21 protein-coding genes and 1 pseudogene are annotated in these 19,620 nt (G+C 71.8%); 4 read left to right on the top strand and 18 right to left on the bottom strand.

Translation table 11 applies throughout. The annotated features are described in order from the left end of the window. Position 1: 1 nt before the first annotated feature. Positions 2–2,206, bottom strand: a complete 2,205-nt coding sequence (locus ACFYR0_RS17195) for a phosphotransferase (RefSeq protein ID WP_389327930.1) — start codon at positions 2,204–2,206, stop codon at positions 2–4. Positions 2,207–2,567: 361 nt separating this feature from the next. After that, positions 2,568–3,446: a GntR family transcriptional regulator gene (locus tag ACFYR0_RS17190; RefSeq protein WP_389327927.1), complete on the bottom strand. Its 879-nt coding sequence runs from the start codon at positions 3,444–3,446 to the stop codon at positions 2,568–2,570. A gap of 170 nt (positions 3,447–3,616) precedes the next feature. Here ACFYR0_RS17190 and ACFYR0_RS17185 point away from each other — a divergent pair, with 170 nt between their 5' ends. After that, entirely contained in the window at positions 3,617–3,799 is a 183-nt protein-coding gene (locus ACFYR0_RS17185) for a hypothetical protein (protein ID WP_389327924.1), read from the top strand. Here the strand turns inward: ACFYR0_RS17185 and ACFYR0_RS17180 are convergent. Further along, positions 3,790–4,533, bottom strand: coding sequence for an HAD family hydrolase (locus ACFYR0_RS17180; protein ID WP_389327921.1), 744 nt, complete (start codon positions 4,531–4,533; stop codon positions 3,790–3,792). The genes ACFYR0_RS17185 and ACFYR0_RS17180 overlap by 10 nt on opposite strands. Further along, the gene (locus ACFYR0_RS17175) at positions 4,533–5,411 is read right to left on the bottom strand and encodes a GntR family transcriptional regulator (RefSeq protein WP_389327918.1); all 879 of its coding nucleotides are present in this window, start codon (positions 5,409–5,411) and stop codon (positions 4,533–4,535) included. The genes ACFYR0_RS17180 and ACFYR0_RS17175 overlap by 1 nt, the downstream gene beginning before the upstream one ends. Before the next feature lie 145 nt (positions 5,412–5,556). Here ACFYR0_RS17175 and ACFYR0_RS17170 point away from each other — a divergent pair, with 145 nt between their 5' ends. Next, positions 5,557–5,745 (top strand): hypothetical protein, encoded by a 189-nt coding sequence (locus ACFYR0_RS17170; RefSeq protein WP_386377796.1) that lies wholly within the window; start codon positions 5,557–5,559, stop codon positions 5,743–5,745. Positions 5,746–6,058: 313 nt separating this feature from the next. Here the strand turns inward: ACFYR0_RS17170 and ACFYR0_RS17165 are convergent, their stop codons facing one another. Both ACFYR0_RS17165 and ACFYR0_RS17160 read right to left on the bottom strand, forming a co-directional pair. Next, complete coding sequence (locus tag ACFYR0_RS17165; protein WP_389327915.1) at positions 6,059–7,312, bottom strand: GNAT family N-acetyltransferase; 1,254 nt, start codon at positions 7,310–7,312, stop codon at positions 6,059–6,061. A 480-nt stretch (positions 7,313–7,792) separates the two neighbouring features. Continuing rightward, on the bottom strand, positions 7,793–8,374 hold the full coding sequence (locus tag ACFYR0_RS17160; protein WP_389327912.1) for an AmfC protein: 582 nt from the start codon (positions 8,372–8,374) through the stop codon (positions 7,793–7,795). 159 nt (positions 8,375–8,533) lie between these two features. On the opposite strand from ACFYR0_RS17160, the gene dtd reads away from it, so the two are divergent. Further along, positions 8,534–8,959, top strand: coding sequence for a D-aminoacyl-tRNA deacylase (dtd, locus tag ACFYR0_RS17155; RefSeq protein WP_389327909.1), 426 nt, complete (start codon positions 8,534–8,536; stop codon positions 8,957–8,959). 58 nt (positions 8,960–9,017) lie between these two features. Here the strand turns inward: dtd and ACFYR0_RS17150 are convergent, their stop codons facing one another. The 6 genes from ACFYR0_RS17150 to ACFYR0_RS17125 all read right to left on the bottom strand — a co-directional run bounded on the left by ACFYR0_RS17150 (position 9,018) and on the right by ACFYR0_RS17125 (position 13,980). Beyond that, on the bottom strand, positions 9,018–9,983 hold the full coding sequence (locus tag ACFYR0_RS17150) for a YgfZ/GcvT domain-containing protein (RefSeq protein ID WP_389327906.1): 966 nt from the start codon (positions 9,981–9,983) through the stop codon (positions 9,018–9,020). A 10-nt stretch (positions 9,984–9,993) separates the two neighbouring features. After that, positions 9,994–10,431, bottom strand: coding sequence for a Fur family transcriptional regulator (locus ACFYR0_RS17145; RefSeq protein ID WP_389327903.1), 438 nt, complete (start codon positions 10,429–10,431; stop codon positions 9,994–9,996). Between the two features lie 48 nt (positions 10,432–10,479). After that, complete coding sequence (locus tag ACFYR0_RS17140; RefSeq protein ID WP_389327900.1) at positions 10,480–11,055, bottom strand: FABP family protein; 576 nt, start codon at positions 11,053–11,055, stop codon at positions 10,480–10,482. Between the two features lie 266 nt (positions 11,056–11,321). Beyond that, positions 11,322–12,383 (bottom strand): hypothetical protein, encoded by a 1,062-nt coding sequence (locus ACFYR0_RS17135; protein WP_389328456.1) that lies wholly within the window; start codon positions 12,381–12,383, stop codon positions 11,322–11,324. Between the two features lie 20 nt (positions 12,384–12,403). Continuing rightward, entirely contained in the window at positions 12,404–13,258 is an 855-nt protein-coding gene (locus ACFYR0_RS17130) for a hypothetical protein (protein WP_389327897.1), read from the bottom strand. Continuing rightward, positions 13,255–13,980, bottom strand: coding sequence for a hypothetical protein (locus ACFYR0_RS17125; RefSeq protein ID WP_389327894.1), 726 nt, complete (start codon positions 13,978–13,980; stop codon positions 13,255–13,257). Before ACFYR0_RS17125 ends, ACFYR0_RS17130 begins: the two co-directional genes overlap by 4 nt. A 209-nt stretch (positions 13,981–14,189) precedes the next feature. On the opposite strand from ACFYR0_RS17125, the gene ACFYR0_RS17120 reads away from it, so the two are divergent. Next, complete coding sequence (locus ACFYR0_RS17120) at positions 14,190–14,552, top strand: DsrE family protein (RefSeq protein ID WP_386377809.1); 363 nt, start codon at positions 14,190–14,192, stop codon at positions 14,550–14,552. Here ACFYR0_RS17120 and ACFYR0_RS17115 read toward each other — a convergent pair. The 6 genes and pseudogenes from ACFYR0_RS17115 to ACFYR0_RS17090 all read right to left on the bottom strand — a co-directional run bounded on the left by ACFYR0_RS17115 (position 14,546) and on the right by ACFYR0_RS17090 (position 19,615). Further along, a pseudogene (locus ACFYR0_RS17115) lies at positions 14,546–14,940 on the bottom strand (VOC family protein). The gene ACFYR0_RS17120 and the pseudogene ACFYR0_RS17115 overlap by 7 nt on opposite strands. Positions 14,941–14,950: 10 nt before the next feature. After that, positions 14,951–15,211 (bottom strand): DUF3099 domain-containing protein, encoded by a 261-nt coding sequence (locus ACFYR0_RS17110; RefSeq protein WP_386377810.1) that lies wholly within the window; start codon positions 15,209–15,211, stop codon positions 14,951–14,953. A gap of 302 nt (positions 15,212–15,513) precedes the next feature. Beyond that, the gene (locus tag ACFYR0_RS17105) at positions 15,514–15,801 is read right to left on the bottom strand and encodes a DUF1416 domain-containing protein (RefSeq protein ID WP_389327891.1); all 288 of its coding nucleotides are present in this window, start codon (positions 15,799–15,801) and stop codon (positions 15,514–15,516) included. 33 nt (positions 15,802–15,834) lie between these two features. Further along, a complete protein-coding gene (locus ACFYR0_RS17100) occupies positions 15,835–16,680 on the bottom strand; it encodes a sulfurtransferase (RefSeq protein WP_389327888.1) in 846 nt (281 codons plus the stop codon). A 462-nt stretch (positions 16,681–17,142) separates the two neighbouring features. After that, positions 17,143–17,880, bottom strand: coding sequence for a DUF2993 domain-containing protein (locus ACFYR0_RS17095; protein ID WP_389327885.1), 738 nt, complete (start codon positions 17,878–17,880; stop codon positions 17,143–17,145). 361 nt (positions 17,881–18,241) lie between these two features. After that, entirely contained in the window at positions 18,242–19,615 is a 1,374-nt protein-coding gene (locus ACFYR0_RS17090; protein ID WP_389327882.1) for a hypothetical protein, read from the bottom strand. Between the last annotated feature and the right edge of the window lie 5 nt (positions 19,616–19,620).

Genomic DNA, 19,620 nt, shown 5'->3' with positions numbered 1-19,620 from the left:
TTCAGACCAGGGCACGCGCCAGATACGGATTGGCCGCGCGGCGCATGGGCAGGCCCAGCGACGCGCTGGCCGCCGCCAGGGTCATGGCGTACGAGTCGACGGCCCGGCGCACGTTGGGGGCGTCGAGATCGGTTCCCGTGACCAGGCGGTCGAGGTCGATGTAGGCCGAGCGGACGATCTCGATCCAGCGGTAGACACGCCAGTCCCGGCGCCAGTCGACCGTGGAGTCGGGGGGCAGCCGGGACTCCCAGCGGCGGAACATCCGGTCGCGGATCTCCGGGCGCGTCGGTGTCAGGTGCATATGGCGCACCAGGTCGTACAGCGGGTCGCCGACCACGGCCATCTCCCAGTCGATGAGGGTGAGGGCCATCCGGTCGTCGCGGCGGACCAGGTTCCACGGATTGAGGTCGCCGTGCAGCAGGGCGGGGGCGCGACCGCTGAGGCGGTGCCGGCCGAGGATCTCCGCGAGCCGGCCGGCCTCGGGCAGGCCCAGGAAGCGGGCCAGCTGCTGGGACTCCTTGGGCAGATCGCTTACCAACTCGACCAGTTGTCCGCTCAGCCACTCGTAGAACCGGCCCTCGCCGGCGGCCGGGTCCACCTGCCGGTAGTCGACCCCGGTCAGCGCGGCCAGCTGGTCGACGAGCAGGTCGGCCTCGTGCGGCAGCAGACCGTGCACGGGATGACTGGGCGGCTGGTCGATGTCGGGGCGGCCTTCGTAGGTGTGGATCGTGAACTGGTCCGTGCGATTGCTTCTGCCCATCGCCAGCACCCGCGGCGCGGCCACCCGCGCCCCGGAGGACTCGATCGCCCGCAGTACGGCGTGCTCGCTGAGAAAGCTCCGCTCGCGGCGGGCCACGTTGGCCACCTTGCGGCGGACCACGACAGGGAAGTCGATGTCCGGGACCCACACCACGGAGTTCAGATGCACGGTCCCCTTGAAGACACGGTTGGCCGGTGCCGCTCCCTCCGCCACGAGCGCACGGTCCACCGCCGCGAGCGGGAAGTCGGGCCGCACCGGGACACGCTTGTCCCTGGACCACTGGATGTGATGGGCGTTCAGCGGCCAGCCCGGCCGGCCGCCGTCACCGCCTTTGCCCCTGGAGGACCGCCAGCGGAAGAGGATGCGGCCGATCTCGTCGCCGTCCGGCACGTTCTTCAGCCCGAGAGGTTCCGCGGCCGCCTCCAGGGCACTGCGCACCGCTTCCGTCGCCCGGTCGAGGCTCGCCTGGTCAAAGGATTCTTCCAGTGACCGCGCGGCCCGCATCACGTCCGGGTACACCGACTGCGCCCGCTCGAAGGCGACGTAGTGGTCCAGGTCCTTGCCGAGCCCGTTCACCGCCGCCGGACGCAGCTCCCGCATGGCGTCCGCCCAGAGGTCGACGACCCGGGGCCACTGCGCGGCCGGGTACCGCATGCGCACCAGATGGGTGGCGAGGTCGTGCAGCGGATCGCCGTAGGTGGCCAGTTCCCAGTCGATGCAGATGACCGGCGGATCACCCTCGTACGACATGATCAGGTTGTCGCGGTGCAGGTCACCGTGGAGAAGGCTGTACGGCCGGCGCGCCAGGGACGGGATCCGCTCGCCCAGCCGCAGCAACGCGTCCTCGGGGATGCCCAGCGCGGCGAACAGGCCACCGAAGTCGGCCCAATTGGGCTGCCTGATCTGTACGTCGGCCGTCCGGACGAGCGCCTGGAGGAACCCCCGGCTGTCGGTGTAGTCGCTCGGCCAGCCGGCCGGAAGCGTCGGCAGAATCCCGCGGCGCACCTGGCTCATCCGGGCGAGCAGCCCGGCCAGCGCCTTCATCAGCCGAGGGTCCACGGCCTTGCCGTCGGCGCACACACTGGACAGCGGGACGCCGTCCACATAGCTGTGGACGGCGTAACCGTCGCCCTGGAACAGGCACTGCGGCACGTTCGACAGCACCGTCCGCACCGCGTTCAGGATCTGTGCCTCGTTCCGCCAGGTGCGGATGACCACGGGCAGGACGTGGGCCCGCGGAACACGCACCGTGACGGTCGTGCCGGGCTGCCGGTCCAGCAGACGGGCCGTCTGTTCCGTCAGCACCACCGTGTAGTTGTGGTTGTGATGCCCGCTGCTGGCATGTCCCCGGGCCGCGGCGCTCGCCACGAACGCGCGGAACGCCTCAGGATCGTCGGCGGCGGTGCGCCCCCGCGTCGGATGCACGGGAACGGGGGGTGCGCCCACTTGGTCACTCCGGGGGACTCGCACGACGGTGGACGGGAAGAACGGTCCTGCACGACGGACGGACCGACGGGTCGACGGCGGACCGCTCGACGTCCGGACGACCGATACACCGAACGACCGGGGTCACGGTCGGGTAAGCCCGGAGGGTGGTGTGCCACTCTTCCGCCTGAAGCCGTTCGAGACAGCCGATCGGCCGTCTGCGCGGACACCGGGACGGAGCGGGTCCGCGCACGGTGCGGGCATGCTAGCGCAGGGCAGGGCCCCAAACGGCGCTTCTGGCCGTGGTGCCAGGTCAGTCCTCGTCAGCGTGCCCGGCCGGCCCATGTCAGCCGGGCCGGCCGGCCCTCGTCCACGGGCCGGCTCAGTCCTCTTCGGCGAGGAATGTCCACACCGATTCGAACCACGACCGCATGCTCTCCACGAACACCGACCCCGGTGAGTCGCGGTCCTCGTCCTTCACATGGTGGGTGAGGGTGGCTCCGAGCCCGAGCACGTCCAGGGCGGTGACCACGCCGTCGTCCAGGGCGAGCGGCCGTTCGATGACCTCGTACGGGCCGTGCAGCGCCTCGTCGCCGTTGAACAGGTAGAGCTTGAAGGCCGGCGCCAGCGGCACCCGCCGGACCCTCACGCCCACGGACTCCACGAGGCCCTCGGTGCCCAGTTCCAGGAGCGCCCCGCGGAGTGACTCCGTGTGGCGTGCGGTGATCGTGTGCAGTCGCTCGAGGAGTCTGAGGTCGTCCGGGTCGCCCTTCACCCGGGGGTACGGCAGAGGGATCGCCGGGGACGGCAGCAGCAGGCGCAGGCCGATGCGCTCCGGGGCGATGAACCCGCCCCGGATGCGTTCCACCTGGAGTCTGAGATGCGGATCCAGGCTCTCCGAGGTCAGGGTGAAGACGTCCAGCGTCACCTCGGGCTTCTCGAACGCCTCGCTGATGAGCGGGCCGAGGGTGGCGCCGCGGCGGGAGCGGGTGGCCCTGGCCGTCGAGGACTGTATGCGCTGGGTCTTGATCACTCGCGAGCCGCTGCCCTGCCGCGACTCGATCCAGCCCTCGTCGACCAGGTCGCGCAGCGCGCGCTGGACGGTGTCCCGGGAGACCTCGAACTCCTCGGCGAGGTCCCGCTGGGACGGCAGGAACGACCGCAGCGGGTACGTCCCGTCGGTCATCCGCGACCGCAGTTCGTCGGACACCCGCTGGAACTCCCTGCCGCCACCGTCCGGAGCCGCGTGCTGCTCGCCCATCCCCCGACCGTACCGCTCCCCGTCCAGCGTCACGCCGGTTTCCTACAACTAGCGGTCCACTGAGCGGACTTGATTAGGGATCAGGCCGGCCGGGGACACCAACTTCAGGCAATCAGTCCAATTGGACGGAAAGTTGATCGGTTAGCGGAAAGTGGAAGGGGTGGGGGGACATGCTCACGTGGCACACGGTACTGGCGCTGGTGGAGCTGAACGTGGGACTGCTCTTGCAGGCCCGGCTCGGCGTCGTGGGCCTGGCGCTGCTTCTCGCCGTCGGGGTGGGGGTCCGGGCCCGGCGCGACGACCTCGCGGTGGCCGCCGCCGTCCTGGCCACCCTGCTGATGCTTCAGGCCTGAGTCCGGACCGCCGTCAGGACGGGTTCCAGGGATCTGACCACCGACTGCGCGCCGACGGCTCGCAGGGCGTTCTCCTTGCGTTCGTTGCGCGCGTAGCCGAGGAACGGTACGCCCGCCTCCCGGGCGGCCTCGAAGTCGGTCGTCGCGTCGCCGATCATCAGGGCGTCCGCGGGGGCCGCGCCGGTGGCGTTGAGTGCGCGGTTGAGGCAGTGGGGGTCGGGCTTGAGGAGGTGGAGGTCCTGGGTGCGGCCGTAGATGTGCGGGGCGAAGCAGGCGGCGAGCCCGCGGCCGGCGAGGTAGTCGCGCACCACACGCGGGGAGTTGTTGGTGGCGACGGCGAGCCGGACGCCGACGGCGGTCCAGGTGCGGATCAGCGGGTCGGCGTAGGCGGTCGGCATCGCGGACGGCGCGGCCCGCCCCTCGTGCCGGGTGAGGCGCTCCTCCAGTTCCGTGACGAGGTCGCTGCCGGGATGGCGGCGGTCCACCGCCCGCATCACCACGACCGGGTCCAGGGAGTCCCTCTCGGCCTCCGTCAGAAGACCCTTGAGTCCTCTGCCCTCCAGCCACCGCACCAGATCGCCCGCCACCTCCCGCGCCGAATGCCCGGCGAACAGGCGGCAGATCGGGCCGTCGAAGTCCCAGAGCACCACCCGCGCACGGCCGACGAGATCCCGCAGCCGCCCGGGGTCCTGCTCCGGGAGCGTCCGTCCAGTCTGCTCAGTCTCAGAAGTCACTAGGAGAGTGTCAGGTCCGTGGTGATGGTTTCCCAGAGGGCGTTGAACCACAACTGGGACTGCTCCACGAACGCCTCCTCCAGCTGCCCGCCGCGCTTCTCGAAGGAGAACAGCAGCGACTCGGTGCCGAGCACGTCGTACATGTCGAGGGTCTCGCCGTCGGCCTGTTCCTCGCGGCGGGCGACCATGTAGTACGCGAACAGGGCCTCGGTGCCGTTCAGCAGGTACAGCTTGGTCGGCGGGGTGAAGGGCAGGGCCCGGAAGGCGACCCGGACGTCGATGCCGTGGGTGGAGCGCAGGGCCTGGAGGTTGTGCCGCAGGACATGCCCCTGCGCGTTGCGCTGGGCGAGCCAGCGCTGGTGGACGGCGTCGTCGTCGCCGCGGCCCTCGACCGGGACCGGGAAGGCGAGGTTGATCTTCCGGGAGGGCAGCAGCAGCCGTACGTCGATCGACTCGGGGTGGACCCGGCCCTCGTGGATGTGGCGCAGCGGTTCACCGAGGGCCAGCATCAGCGTCTCGGCGGTCAGACAGGCGGCGTCGATCCGCACATGGCGGGCGGAGAACGCCTCGGACAGGCGCGGGGCCAGGGCGACCATGGTGGGCTGCGGCTCGTGCTGTGCGGGGGCGGGCTCGGCGATGCGCGGGGGGCTGCCCTTGCTCACGTTGCTGAGCAGCCCGTCCTCCTGGAGGGCGCGCAGGGCCTGGCGGACCGTGCCGCGCTCCACGCCGAACTCCTCGGACAGCTCGGCCTGGGTCGCCAGCCGGTCCCCGGCCTTGAGCTCCCCGGTCCGGATCCGCTCGCGCAGAGTGTCGGCTATCTCCTGGGGCGTGAGCCTTCTGCTGCCGTTCACTGCCACGTTCTCCTGATCCACGACCAAACGCTACAACTAGCACCCATCTATGGGCAGTTGCTTGGAAGTTGTTTATGAGTATCGACCAAGTGGGGACAACTTAATCAGAGTTGGTCACCAACTCGACCAAGTTGGCGGAAGCTTTACCTCCCTTCCGAAAGGGGGAACCACCGTGCCCGTCCTCGCCCTCCTGTCCGCCGTCCTCGTCATCGCCATGGAACAGCTCATCCAGTCGACGTACGGCCCCACCGGCATCGTCGGCCTGCTCCTGCTCACCATCGGCATCAAGGCGAAGAACCCCGCCGTCAGCTCAGTGGGCGCGGTCGTCCTCGCCCTGCTGCTGACCGGTCCCGCCCTGTGAGGCCGAGGGCCGCGACTTCCCGCCATCTCCCGACGACTCCCCCACGGGTGGTTAGAGACGGCCCCCAAGTGGAGATAACCAGAGTGGAGTTGGTCACCAACTCTCACCACCTGGCTCCACTCCGAGGGGGTTGGCCACAGCCGGGCTCCCTTCCGGAGGGGAGCCGGGAGCCCGGCGGACGCACAGCCACAACCGAACCCGCACAGCCACAACTGAACAGCACCGTCACAACAGAAGACGCACAGCCACAACCGAACAGCTCGCTACGGATGCACAGGTCACCCAGTAACCGGCCGGAGGGAGCGGAAACCCGTCAGAACACGTCCGGGCACCACGCCCGCCTGGACGTGCGCAGCAGGGCGTCGGCCACCAGCGCGGCGCCCGCTCGCTGTTCCCCGACACGGCCCAGCGCGGCCAGCCGCACCGCCGACTCGTCCCCGAGCCACAGCGCCCCCAGCTCGGCCACGTCCAGCACCAGGTCGGCCTCCCGTGCCGTCACCGCGCAGGACGCACCCTCCGGCGAGGCCCGGAGCAGATAGCGCCCGCCGGCCAGCCCCGCGGCGTCGGCCACCTCCAGCACCAACTCGCCCTCACCGGCGTACGTACGCGCCTCGAGCGCCCGTACGACGTCCAGGATCCGCACCCACAGCCAGTCCGACTGCGTCGTGATCCGCGCGGCCCGGGGGTCCGGCAGCAGCAGCGGCAGCAGATCGTCCGGGGCCCGCCACCCCGAGTTCACCTGGCTGATCCAGTCGATCGAGCACAGGTAGTGCCACAGACCCCGCTCGGCCGCCGGGCTCGCGGCCACCAGCCAGTCCACGCTCGCCGTGTTGTGCGGCTGCTTCGCCTGCCAGTCGTCGTCCGACCGGTACGACACGATGCCCTCGACCTCGCCGCGCGCCGAGCGGTACACCGCGAAGAACGGCTCGCTCCAGGGACTGCGCACCAGCCGCAGCGCGCCCGTGTGCACCTGCCACCACCGCTCGCCGCGGTCGACCGCACCCGGCTGCGCCCGCCGCACCCGCTCGAACAGCTCCGGTCCGGCCTTGCGCACGAACCCGGGCTCCACGATGTCGATCCGTCCGCCGTCCCCGGGCCCCGCCCACCGCCGGTCCAGCCCGGTCCGCTTCACGTCGACGGTCCACTGCGCGGCCCAGGTGCCCGGCCCGAACCCGAAACGCCCGTAGATCGGGTACTCGGCGGCGATCAGCGTCGCGACGACGTCGCCGCGCTCCTTGGCCGCGGCCAGGTCCATCGCCATCATCCGGCTGAGCAGGCCCCGCCGCCGGTGCGTGGCCGTCACCGTCACGTTGGAGATGGCGTCCGCGGGCACCGCCGCGCCGCCGACCGCCGTGATCTCCTGGGCGAACGACCGGAACGTGGCCACGCACCGCCCGTCGTCGAACGCCCCGAGCGTGCGGTGCGGTTCGATGTACGAGCTCCGGTCGGCGACCTCCTCCGGGGAGGACTCGGGGGTGCGCAGGAATCCCGTGTTCAGAGCGCGGGACCAGTCGGCGATCTCATCGGTGGTAATGGGACGTACGGCGATGTCGGCGTGGCCAGTCATGGAGCCACGGTAGGTCCGCCCTTCAACTGTGTCGCGCGCATTTGGACGCCGAAGCGGGGGCGGTGCGCAGCTCGGCGTCGGCGAGGTGCCGCCACGCCCACCCGTGCCGCCCCTGGCGGCGCACATGCCCGCAGAGGCGGCGGCGCGCAGCCCACGGCAGCAGGCGGTCGCGGACGGCGCGGAGGGGCACGGGCGGGGCGGGGGGTGTCCGCCCGCGGCGGCCACGGACAAGGACGGAAGACGCGTACGGCACGCGGCGGCCACGGACAGGACGGGAGACGCGTGCGACGCGAAGCGACCCACGGGCGAGGGCGTCAGCCGCGTACGGCGGGGAGGGGACGGGGTGGGGGGTGTCCGCCCGCAGCGGCCGCCGTCAGACGCCAGAACCCCCGTGAGTAACTGGTTCGGCGGACCGAGGACGGACACCCCCCGGCCCGGCCCCGCACCCCACCCCACCAACCGCAGGCTTCACCGCAGCCGTCACACCAGCAGGTCGTCCACCTGCGCCTCACCGTCCCGGTACCGCCGGGCGATCTCCGCGCTGCACGCGTCGGTCGTGCTCTGGAGCCCCGCCCGCCGCCGCGAGACCTCCCGCTCGTACCGCACGAGCCGGCCCATCGCCGCGTTCAGCTCGAGGTCCGTGCGGGCCGCGAGATCCGACAGCTCGACCTCGGCGAGCATCTCCTCGGCCAGCCGCCGGTACTCCTCGCCGTGCGGGGTGCCCAGCGTGACGTGCCGGGCGGACGACCGCTGCCGGGCGGGCCCGTCGGTGAGGATCTCCGACAGCCGCGCCACCACGGACGCCTCCCCCGGCCGGGCCAGTTCGGCGCGCAGGATGTCGATCCGCCCCTGGAGCAGCCGCCGGACATAGCTGAGATCGGCCTCGTCCCGCTGCGCGTCCCGCCGCAGCGCCCGCAGTTCGGGCAGGCTCAGCAGGGCGAGATCAGGCGGGCCCGGTTCGCCGGGCAGCGCGCCCGGCACCGGACTCTCCGTGCGTTGCGCGGGCGTTCGCCGGGTGGTCGTGCCCGGCGGCCGCCCGGTGCTCGTGCTCGGTGTGCTCATACGCCTCAACCGTCCCCTCGACCGGCGTGTGGGAGCATCGTGCCACCCCAACTGGCCGCTATGTGACCGAGTGCCCCCGAACAGCCCCAGATGGGCGCTTAAGGAACGAAAAGAAGCCCAGGTACGACGCCCTTCGACCCGCACGGCATGATGGTCGGCATGCGTGCAGTGGTACAGCGGGTGGACGGCGCGAGTGTCGTCGTGGACGGCGAGACCGTGGGCGAGATCAGCGGCGAGGGCCTGTGCGTCCTCGTGGGGGTCACGCACGAGGACACCAAGGAGAAGGCGGCCCAACTGGCCCGCAAACTCTGGTCGCTGCGGATGCTGCACGACGAGCGGTCGTGCAGCGACATCGACGCGCCGCTGCTGGTCATCAGCCAGTTCACGCTCTACGGCGACGCCCGCAAGGGCCGCCGCCCCACCTGGAACGCGGCCGCCCCGGGCGACGTGGCGGAGCCGCTGGTCGACGAGGTCGTCGCCCGACTCCGCGCCCTGGGCGCCACGGTGGCCACCGGCCGCTTCGGTGCCCAGATGCGGGTGTCCCTGACGAACGACGGCCCGTTCACGGTCCTGCTGGAGATGTGAAGCCGCCGCCCGGCGAACGGGAATCCACCGGGCGGGCGGGAATCCACCGGCCACGGCCCTAGGGCTCGACGACGACTTCCTGAGCCGCGGCCGTCTCCCCGGCCAACAGCCGCGCGTCCACCGGCACGTTCCGCTTGACCAGCGCCAACGCCACCGGTCCCAGCTCGTGATGGCGTACCGACGTCGTCACGAACCCGATCTTCCGGCCGTCGGCCCCCTCGTCCGCGACCCGGAGCTCCGTGCCGGGCGGTGGCAGATGCACCTCGCTGCCGTCCAGGTGCAGGAAGACCAGCCGGCGGGGCGGCTTGCCCAGGTTCTGCACCCGGGCGACGGTCTCCTGCCCCCGGTAGCACCCCTTCTGGAGGTGCACCGCGCCGCCGATCCAGCCCAGCTCGTGGGGGATGGTGCGGTGGTCGGTCTCGAAGCCGAGCCGGGGCCGCTGCTGCTCCACGCGCAGCGCCTCGTGGGCGAGGATGCCGGCCGGGGAGCCGACCTGCCCGGCGTACGCCTCCAGGCCGTCGCGCGGGAGGAAGAGATCGCGTCCGAAGGGCGTCTCGCGGACGACCGCCCCGTCGGGCACCGGGGCGATGGACCCGGCGGGCAGGTGGACGACGGCGATGTCACCGGTCCGGTCGGCGACCTCCACGCGGTAGAAGAACCTCATCGACTCCAGATAGGCGATCAGCGCCTCCTGGGTGCCGGGCTCGACATGGGCCCAGACGGTGGTGCCGTCGTCGACGAGATACAGCGCGTGTTCGATGTGTCCGTGCGCGGAGAGGATCAGCGCCTCGGTGGCCTGCCCGGCCGGGAGGTCGCTGACGTGCTGGGTGAGCAGCAGATGCAGCCAGCCGAGCCGGTCGTCGCCGGACACCGTGACCACTCCGCGGTGGGAGAGGTCCACGAATCCGGCGCCGTCGGCGAGGGCGCGCTGCTCACGGAACAGGTCGCCGTAGTGGGCGGCGACGCCTTCGTCCACGCCCTCGGCGGGGACCGCGCCGGGAAGGGACAGCAGGGGGCTCTTCATGTGCTCAAGCCTACGACTCGGTACTTGAACTCTTCAGGGAGCAGTCCCTGCACCGGCCGAAGATCGCGAAGTGCTTCATGTCGGTGTCGAAGCCGAACTCCTCCCGCAGCTTGGCGGTGAAGTCGGCGGCGACGGACAGATCGGCCTCGATGACGTTGGTGCAGTCCCGGCACACCAGGTGGATGTGGTGGTGCCGGTCGGCGAGGTGGTAGGTGGGCGCGCCGTGCCCCAGATGGGCGTGCGAGACGAGGCCCAGCTCCTCCAGGAGCTCCAGCGTCCGGTAGACGGTGGAAATGTTGACCCCCGACGCCGTTCTCCTCACTTCCGCGAGGATGTCGTCGGGGGTCGCGTGCTCCAGGGTGTCCACGGCTTCGAGGACAAGCTGCCGCTGCGGCGTCAGCCGGTAGCCGCGCTGCCTGAGGTCGCTCTTCCAGTCGGTGCTCACCACACCGACGAGTCTAGAACCACCCGGGCGGCGGGCCACCGCGGAACCGGCCTACTTGAAGAAGGCCACCCCGTCGTCCGGCAGGTCGTCGGGCAGGGCCTTGGCCCAGCGCTCGACCTCCTCGGGGGTGACGACCTTCTTCAGCTGGGCGGACATGTAGGGGCGCAGCTCGACCTCGGGGGTCTGCTTCTCGCCGACCCACATGAGGTCGCTCTTGACGTAGCCGTACAGGCGCTTGCCGCCGGAGTAGGGCCGTGAGGCGGCCGTACGCGCGACCGCGTCCGTGACCAGGTCGATCTGCGGCTTCTTGTCGGCCATCTCGCCGTACCAGATCTCCACGACGCCGTCGTCACGGGTCATCGTGACCTCGACCTTGCGGGCCGCGTCGATACGCCAGTAGCCGGTCTCGGACTCCAGGGGACGCAGTTTGTTGCCGTCGTTGTCGAGCACCCAGGTGCGGGAGTGGTACTCGAGGAAGTCGCGTCCGTCGTGCGTGAAGGACACCTCCTGCCCGAAGTTGCACTTCTCGGAGCCGGGGAAGTCGTGCACACCGGCGCCGGCCCACCTGCCCAGCAGGAACGCGAGGGGCACGAGGTCCTTGTGGAGGTCGGACGGGATCTCGATCATGATCAGCTCAGCAGTCTCGTACGGCTGGACGGGGAGAGGTCAGCGCTGGCCCTGGTACAGCTTCTTCACGGCCAGTCCGGCGAAGGCCAGCACGCCGACACAGACCAGGACCAGCAGGATCTCGAAGAAGGCAATCACGGGGTGCTCCTTGGTGAGCGGAGGGTTCGGGTGCGCATGGCCGGGCCCCAGCTTACGCGGCCGGGGCCCGGCATTCCCTGCGAGGTACGCCTCAACGGCATCGGCGGAGGAGTCGCGCCTCCACGGCGTCAGCCGAGCAGCTGGCTCTGGAGCACCACGGTCTGCTGGAACGGCACGGCCGGGACCTCGCCGCCCTTGCGCGACTGGATGACCACCGCGTAGACGTCGCCCGCGGAGAGGTAACCCAGCCGGACGTGCTCGGGGCCGTGGGGGGCTGGCTCGGTGTAGGCGACGCGCTTGATGCCGGAGACGGCGGCCGCCTCGGGGAACTCCTCGTCGTGTACGGCGTCGTGCACGCCGCGCACCAGGTAGGCGGGGGTGCTGTAGGAGACGGTGTCGCTCGCGATCTGTGCGTCCACCATCTCCGCCGTGGCGAAGTGGAGCAGGTAGATCCGGGTGCTGACGCCGTCCGGCGTGGTCCAGCCGCGGGCGGCGATGTGCCGCAGGCCGGTGTCGACGAGCTTCTTCCCCAGTTGGTCGCGGTCCGCCGCGTCGGGGTACTCCGCCAGGTAGTCCTCGGTCTCCAGCCAGCCGTCCTCACCACGCAAGGCCTTGTCCTCCTTCGCCCCGGCGGGGGCGGGCAGGACGAGTGCGCGCAGGTCGGCGTAGTGGGCGTTGTCCTTGTTGCCGTCGGCGAAGGGCCTCGGGCTTCCGGCGGGCAGCGGCGGCAGCCTCAGCTCGGGGTAGTCCCATCGCTCGTCCCGCTCGGTGGCCAGACCGGGGACGTCCCCGCGTTCCATGGCGGCGACGCCGTACGCCGTGCCGGTGCCGACGGCCGCGAAGACGGCGACGGCGGCGACCCAGCGCGTCACGGCGCGCAGTACGCGACGGTCGCGGGGTGCGGATGCGGCGGCTTCCGGTACCGGCTGGGGCCCGGGTGCGGGCTCCGCCTGCGGAACGGGGGACAGGTCCGGCGCGCCGGACGGTTCGGGGCCGTCGGACGGCCCTGCCTCACCAAGTGCCCCGGCGGTCTCGGACGCCCCCTCCGAACCGGCCGACGCGGTGGTCGCCTCCGCCGGGGGGCGGGGTGGAGCCACGGCGGCCTCCACAGCCTCAGCCGCCGCTGTCGCCTCCGTCGCCTCGGCCGCTTCTCTCGCCTCGGCCTCGGCGGCGGTGCCGGCCGCGCCCATCGCCCCGCTCGTCTGCTCGGTCATATCGTCTTCCCGGGTGCGTCGATCCGGTCGAGCTGTGTGCGCACGAACCGGGCGACTTCGTCGTCGTCGAGTGCCTTCACGCCCTGCGCGGTGATGGCGACGACGATGTCGCCGACGGTGGCGGCACAGAGCACCATCTCCAGCTTCTCGTCCTCGTCGAGGGGCCCGCGCAGGCATTCCGCGTCCTTGTGGCCCTTGATCTCGGGCCCTTCGTCGACCGCGTCCAGCCCCGCGAGGGCGCGCACGGTCTCGAGGTAGCCGCGTACCGCAGCCCTGTTCCCGAGCTGGGTGAGTTCGACGGTGGCCGTGAAGACGCCGTCCCGCGCGAAGCGGGACGTGTCCTGGCTGACGTAGCTGCGCATCGCCTTGGCCCGGATGTCGCGCTTCTCGATCATCCGCTCCATACTCTTGCGCGCGGAGCGGGGCAGAGCGTCGAGGAAGTGGCCGAGCCGGGCCGTGGCCTCGTTGCCGGTGAGCTCGGCCTCGTACGAGAACTCCTCGATGTCGGGCCCTGGTACATAGCCCTCGGAGGCGTACGGCGTGAGCAGGGCGGTGAGCGCCGCGGCGGCCCGGGCCTCCTCGCTGTCCGGCTTCGCGCCTCCGGCCCTGCTGGCCGTACCGGCCGCGGTGTCCTCGCTGTACCTGGTCTTCGGGAACTTCCAGGTCGGGGGACCGGCGGAGCGGTCGGCGTCCCGCACGGTCACGGCGGTCGCGCCGACACCGGAGAGGACCGCCGCCGCCATCAGCGCGCAGCCCGCCACGAATGCCGTCCGCCTCCGACGCGCGGACCCGCGCCCGTCGGCCCCGGCCGGCTCCTGGGGAAGTTCCTCAGAGGTTTCGGTCGTGCTCACAGCCGCTCCATCTGGCGCTCGGCCACATCGATGATCGTCTTCTTGGGGACCGGCCGGTCCCCGGACACCCAGACCTCCATCGCGATGTCCCCGCGCCAGGCATGGGCCCGCGCGTTGTACTGCGGCTCGAATCCCGGCTCGCTCTCGGGCCGGTTGTGGACGTAGGCCCAGCCGTTGCCCGTGCCGGGAATCGGCCAGCTGTCGGTGTCACGCGCCTGGTCCGCGTAGCTCTGGGACTCGAGGACGGTTTCGGCGGCCGCGACGGACTCCCGCTGGCGGAACTGGATGAGCCGGATCTCCACGATGTGGGAGCCGGTGTCCCAGCCGGTGACCGCGGCCCGGCGGAACTCGTCCGCGACGAGCCACTCGAACGCCCGGTCGGGGGACCCGAAGTAGCCCGCGTAGGACGCCGCGTCCATCCACGCGCCCTCGGCGGGCAGCCAGTCGACCTCCTTCGCCGCGGGCGGCTTGCTCAGCAGCAGCCCGGTCAGGTCGCCGTCGGCGAGCACCTTGTGGTCGCCGAGGACCGACAGCGGTTCCGGCCCCTTCCCCTGCGCCTGCGCGAGCACCGGCTGGGACAGCGGCGGCAGCGGGCTGGGCTCGCGGTCGGCCTGTACGAGGTAGCCGACGCAGGTGCCGGCGACGAGCCCGAGCGCTACGGCCGCGGCGAGCAGTGCGGCGGTGCGCCCGCGCCCTCGGGGCGGCTCTTCTCGCTCTTCCAAATCGTCTCCCGTGGAACCTGAGGCACGAATTCCCTATCCGCGCGCACAGGAGACCCATGGCTCGTGCATGAAGTTGCACGAGCGTTGATCACGATTCAGATTCTCCCCGTCCCGCCGGGGCCGCCTCCTCACGGTGGCGGGCGTCGCGTGCCCGCCGACGGCCTCCGGCCCGCGCCCGCTCCGGCGGACGGACGCATTACGCTGCCCGCATGGCGAAGAAGCTCGTGATCAAGGTGACGGCGGGCGCGGACGCGCCCGAGCGGTGCTCGCAGGCGTTCACGGTCGCGGCGGTGGCCGTGGCGAGCGGTGTGGACGTCTCGCTGTGGCTGACCGGGGAGTCGGCGTGGTTCGCGCTGCCGGGCCGGGCCGCGGAGTTCGAACTGCCGCACGCGGCGCCGCTGCCGGACCTGATCGAGTCGATCCTGGCGGGCGGCCGCCTCACGCTGTGCACGCAGTGCGCGGCCCGCCGGGACATCACGGAGAAGGACGTCATCGAGGGCGTCCGGATCGCGGGGGCGCAGGTGTTCGTCCAGGAGTCGCTGGCCGACGACACCCAGGCGCTCGTCTACTGATCCGCGGCGGGAGGCTGCACCCACAGGCAGAACGGGTGCCCCGACGGGTCGAACAGGACTCGTACGTCGTCCTGCGGCTGGTACTCCGCGAGCGTGGCCCCCGCCGCCAGCGCCCGCGCGGTCTCGGCCGCCAGGTCGTCCACCTCGACGTCCAGGTGCAGCATCATCCGCTGGTCACCGGGGGCGCGGGCGGGCCAGACGGGGCGTACGTACTCCCGTTCGGTCTCGAAGGCGAGCGCGAGGCCCTCGGTGCCGGGCGGGGGCCGATGAGCACCCAGTCGGGTGCCTCGGCGCGCACCTCGTAGCCGAGCAGCCGCCGGTAGAAACCGGCCAGTTCATGGGCGTCGTGCGCGTCAAGGACCACCGTGGACAGGCGGGCCGCAACCATGCCCGTCTTCCTATCGCGGCCGCTTCCTGCCGTCCAGTTCGTCCCACCACTCGTCGGACTGCGGGTCCCCGGAGGGGTCGTCCCACCAGCGGTCCTCGGGCCCCCGCCGGTTCGCCACCATCGCGGCGACGGGCGGGATCACCATGGCCACCACGCACATCCCCACGGCCACCGGCACGGACCACAGCCGCACGACGGCCCAGGCCAGGACGAAGAGTCCCAGGCAGACCCCCATCATGGCGAAGTACACGTGCCGTCGCCGTGCGTACATAGGTCCAGGGTAGATCCGCGGCCCCCGACACCGGAGATCATCAGCCGAGGCATCAGCGCCACACCCCGACCCCGGCCCGGAGCCGACGGCCGGAGGCCGACGCAGCGGCCCCGAAGCCCGCGAAGCGGTGCGAGGGACGCGTCAGAACGGGGCCACGTGCCGTCGCCGTGCGTACATAGGTCCAGGGTAGATCCGGCACGCCGGGGTGAGGGGGCAGGAGACGGCCGGGTTCCCGGGCATGCCGAAGGGCCGCGGCTCAGGCGTCCAACCCGGGAACCGCGGCCCTACGGTGTTCCGTGCCGTCAGACGGCGATCGCGACCTCGGCGAGGCCGCCCTGCTGGGCGACGACCGTACGGTCCGCGGTGGCGCCGGGGATCAGCGCGCGGACGGTCCAGGTGCCCTCGGCCGCGTAGAAGCGGAACTGGCCCGTGGCGGAGGTGGGGACCTCCGCGGTGAACTCGCCGGTCGAGTCGAGCAGGCGCACATAGCCCTGCACCGGCTCGCCGCCGCGGGTCACCTGGCCCTGGATGGTGGTCTCACCGGGCTTGATCGTCGAGGCGTCGGGGCCGCCGGCCTTCGCTCCGCACATGTTGAACTCCTTGAGGGGTAAAGGTCGGTGGTCTTACTTGTTGGCGCCGAGCTCGATCGGCACGCCGACGAGGGAGCCGTACTCGGTCCAGGAACCGTCGTAGTTCTTGACGTTCTCCACACCGAGCAGCTCGTGCAGCACGAACCAGGTCAGCGCGGAGCGCTCGCCGATGCGGCAGTAGGCGATGGTGTCCTTCGCCAGGTCGACCTGCTCCTCCTCGTAGAGGGCCTTGAGGTCGTCGTCCGACTTGAAGGTGCCGTCGTCGTTGGCGTTCTTCGACCACGGGATGTTGCGGGCGCTCGGGACGTGGCCCGGACGCTGCGACTGCTCCTGCGGCAGGTGCGCGGGGGCGAGCAGCTTGCCGGAGAACTCGTCGGGCGAGCGCACGTCGACCAGGTTCTGGCTGCCGATCGCGGCCACGACGTCGTCGCGGAACGCGCGGATGGAGGTGTCCTGCGCCTTGGCCTTGTACTCGGTCGCCGGGCGGGCGGGCACCTCGGTGCCGTCGACCAGCTCGCGGGCGTCCAGCTCCCACTTCTTGCGGCCGCCGTCGAGGAGCTTGACGTTGTCGTGGCCGTAGAGCTTGAAGTACCAGTAGGCGTACGAGGCGAACCAGTTGTTGTTGCCGCCGTAGAGGACCACGGTGTGGTCGTTGGCGATGCCCTTCTCCGACAGGAGCTTCTCGAAGCCCTCCTGGTCGACGAAGTCACGGCGGACCGGGTCCTGGAGGTCCTTGGTCCAGTCGATCCGGATGGCGTTCTTGATGTGGTTCTTCTCGTAGGCGGAGGTGTCCTCGTCGACCTCGACGATGGCGATCGTCGGGTCGTCCAGGTTCTCCTGAAGCCAGTCGGCGTCGACCAGGACGTCGTTGCGGCTCATGCTCGTTCTCCTCCGGGGCAGTTGCGGCGGGGGTGTGCGTGAAGAGTGGGTGCGCGGCCGGGCATGCGGCAGCGCGCACGAGTGCCCTGGGGCAGGGCGGCTGGAGAATGCGGCCGGCGGCGGTGCCGGTGCCGCTCAGAAGGGGCGACAGAGCATGGCGGCGACGCGGCACAGGTCTACTGCCCGCCGCTTCGTGAGGTCCGCCTGTCGCTTCATGGCTCGATCGTAGGGACGCACAGCGGGACATGTCACCGGCGTGTCGTATGTTGAGACGCGATCGTCCGAATGCCGGGATGACATGACTGGCGAGCCAGTCCCCGCAAGGGTTCCGGGTCCGGAATGCGCCATCGGCGGCTGAGGGGCGGACGGGGCCGTCTCGCCCTTCGGAACGCCGTTCGGACAGCCGTCCGTCGAACCGGACCCGTGTCCGCCGCACCGGACCCCAGTCCGGCGACCGGCTACCTACCCGGCGAGGCTGACGTTCGAACCCTGGACGGTGATGCGTACGCCGTCCTCCGCCGCCTCCACCTTGTCCAGCTCGATGCCGCCCGGCAGTTGTGCGATGGCCTGGTCGAAGTCGGTGATCTCACGGACCCGGTCCTCGGCGATGCTGACCCCGCCGAACTCGGGCAGAGCGTCGGCCTTCACCTTGACGGTGTCGCCGTCGACCATGACCGTGCTGAGCACGGTGACCGGCTGCGGCAGCTTGTTGCCCAGGACCGACACCTCGACCGAGGACTTGATCTTGCCGTTGCCACCGTCGGAGAGCCCGACGACCCGTGCGGTGACCCCGGGGCCGACCCGGGTGGTCCTGCCCGTCGCGGTCCTGAGCAGTTCGTCGTAGGAGATCGTCGCGGTGCCGGTGGCGGAGGCCGCGGTGGCGGAGCTGTAGTCGCCGGAGAAGCGGACGCCCTTCATGTTCGCCTGGAGGTCGGCGATCCGGATCTTCTCCGAGCCCTTGCCGGTGGGCGCCTCGTAGTCCTCGATGCCGACCTCGACGTCGTCCAGCTCGCCGCCGGCCATCTGGGTCAGGAACGGGAAGCCCTTGATCGACACGTCCGGCGTCTGCGCGAGGCCCTCGCTGGCGCGCAGCTGGTCGGCCGCCTCGCCCTCGGCGAAGTGCACGGCGAGGCGGTCGGCGACGACGAAGAGCCCGCCCAGCACCACGGCGACGATCAGCACTATGCGCAGCGCTCGCATGTTCCCCCACCTCTGCGTTCGATCCGGTCGCCAGCCACGGTAACCCCGCCGGAGGTGGGAGCCGCGAGATTGTCGATCACCTGTGACAGGCGCGGCTCCCGCGGGGCGCGCCGCCCCGACCTGGGCCAGGGCCCTGCCGGCGACGCCGCGGAGATCCGCCGGAAGGGCCCCGGGGCGTGTTTCGAAAGTCCCGTCGTCCGCCCGAGGGGCGGGCCCCGCGGCGTCCGGTGCGTACGATCGCAAGGCGCCGGAGCGCCCTGACAGCGGAGCTGTTCGGGCGTTTCGGCAACGCGGCTGGGGGTCCCCCTCCGGGGGAGTGCGTGCCAGGCGTCGCGAGGCGGACGCGACTTTCGAAGCAGCCCTAGAGTCCCCGGCCCAGCACCCACAGCACGGGTGCGGCGGCCGCGAGCGGCAGGGCGACGCCCGCCGTGAAGTGCACGAACCGCGAGGGGTAGTCGTAGCTCGCGACCCGGTGTCCGATCAGCGCGCACGCGGCCGCGGCCCCGCCGACGAGGGCACCCCGCGCGCCCACCCCTGTCATGCCGCCGACCGCGACACCCGCACCGGCCGCCGCGAGCAGCGACACCACCACGGAGGCGGGCGTCGGCAGCGGCAGCGCCCTCGCGAGCACGGCCACCGCGACCGCGGCCGCGCCGATCGTCGTCGCGTCCGGCTCCGCCGCGAGGTGACCGGCCGCGAGGACCGCCAGCGCCGCCGAGACGACGGTGGCCATCAGGCCGTACATCCGCTCGTCGGGCTCGGCGTGCGAGCGCAGCTGTAGCACCAGCGTGAGCAGCACCCACACCCCGAGGGTGCCGAGGATCGCAGCGGGAGCGTCGTCCCGCCCGGCCACGAGCAGCGCCGCGTCCGCGGCGAGGGCCCCGGCGAAGGCGAGCGCGATGCCCTGGCGGGCGGGCCACATGCCGTTCAGCCGGAACCAGCCGGCGGCGGTCAGGCCCTGGAGCACGACGAGCGGCACCAGCAGGGCGTACGAGCCGACGGCGGCGGCGGCCGAGAGCAGCAGTCCGAGCAGCGCGGTGAGCGCGGCCGGCTGCATCCCGGGCTCGATGATCGGCGACCGGCCCTCCAGCCGGGCCCGCTGGGCGTCGGTGATCCGGGAGTTGCCGGCCAGGGTGGCGGGACCGTAGGCCGGGCCGCCGGGCGCGGCCGCGCCGGCGGGCGCGCCACCGGCGGTGGGTGCGGCTCCGGCCGCGGTCGGGCCCGGGGCTGCCGGCGCCCCGGCCGGGCCCTGCGCGGGCCCCGCCCCGGTCCCGGCGTCCTGACCGTATGAGGAGTAGGAGGAGTAGGGAGCGGCATGGCGGCCGGGCTCGCTGCCAGCCGGGGCGGCATGGCCGGGCTCGGCGCCCGACGGGGCGGCATGGCGCCCGGGCTCGGCGCCCGACGGGGCGGGCTGCCCATGGCCGGACGCGGCGGCGTGGCCCGTCGGGTCGTGGGCGGGGACGCCCTGCCCCGGGTGGCCTGCCGCCGCGTGGGCCGGTCCGGCCCACGCGTCCTGCTGCGGCGGCAGATAAGCGGTCTCGGTGGTGCTCGGCACGGGGGCGACCGGGGCCTGCATCTGGGTCTCCCAGGTCTGCCCCTGCCACTGCTGGGTGTACTGCGCCTCTTCGGAACCCTGTGGATACGGCTGCTGCTGTCCGGGCCACTGCTGCCCGGACTGCTGCGCATAGGGGTCGTGGGAGCCGTCGTACGGCCCCTGGTACGGCTGGTTGGTCATGCTCC

Source organism: Streptomyces sp. NPDC005017 (assembly GCF_042873115.1).
Taxonomy (GTDB): domain Bacteria; phylum Actinomycetota; class Actinomycetes; order Streptomycetales; family Streptomycetaceae; genus Streptomyces.
This window is presented reverse-complemented; position numbering and strand designations above follow the sequence as displayed.

Coding starts and splice junctions, on each gene's coding strand:
- ACFYR0_RS17190 (WP_389327927.1), bottom strand. CDS start 3,446: ATGGGCGAGCAGCACGCGGCTCCGGACGGTGGCGGCAGGGAGTTCCAG.
- ACFYR0_RS17185 (WP_389327924.1), top strand. CDS start 3,617: ATGCTCACGTGGCACACGGTACTGGCGCTGGTGGAGCTGAACGTGGGA.
- ACFYR0_RS17165 (WP_389327915.1), bottom strand. CDS start 7,312: ATGACTGGCCACGCCGACATCGCCGTACGTCCCATTACCACCGATGAG.
- ACFYR0_RS17160 (WP_389327912.1), bottom strand. CDS start 8,374: ATGAGCACACCGAGCACGAGCACCGGGCGGCCGCCGGGCACGACCACC.
- dtd (WP_389327909.1), top strand. CDS start 8,534: ATGCGTGCAGTGGTACAGCGGGTGGACGGCGCGAGTGTCGTCGTGGAC.
- ACFYR0_RS17150 (WP_389327906.1), bottom strand. CDS start 9,983: ATGAAGAGCCCCCTGCTGTCCCTTCCCGGCGCGGTCCCCGCCGAGGGC.
- ACFYR0_RS17140 (WP_389327900.1), bottom strand. CDS start 11,055: ATGATCGAGATCCCGTCCGACCTCCACAAGGACCTCGTGCCCCTCGCG.
- ACFYR0_RS17135 (WP_389328456.1), bottom strand. CDS start 12,383: ATGGGCGCGGCCGGCACCGCCGCCGAGGCCGAGGCGAGAGAAGCGGCC.
- ACFYR0_RS17120 (WP_386377809.1), top strand. CDS start 14,190: ATGGCGAAGAAGCTCGTGATCAAGGTGACGGCGGGCGCGGACGCGCCC.
- ACFYR0_RS17110 (WP_386377810.1), bottom strand. CDS start 15,211: ATGTACGCACGGCGACGGCACGTGTACTTCGCCATGATGGGGGTCTGC.
- ACFYR0_RS17105 (WP_389327891.1), bottom strand. CDS start 15,801: ATGTGCGGAGCGAAGGCCGGCGGCCCCGACGCCTCGACGATCAAGCCC.
- ACFYR0_RS17100 (WP_389327888.1), bottom strand. CDS start 16,680: ATGAGCCGCAACGACGTCCTGGTCGACGCCGACTGGCTTCAGGAGAAC.
- ACFYR0_RS17095 (WP_389327885.1), bottom strand. CDS start 17,880: ATGCGAGCGCTGCGCATAGTGCTGATCGTCGCCGTGGTGCTGGGCGGG.
- ACFYR0_RS17090 (WP_389327882.1), bottom strand. CDS start 19,615: ATGACCAACCAGCCGTACCAGGGGCCGTACGACGGCTCCCACGACCCC.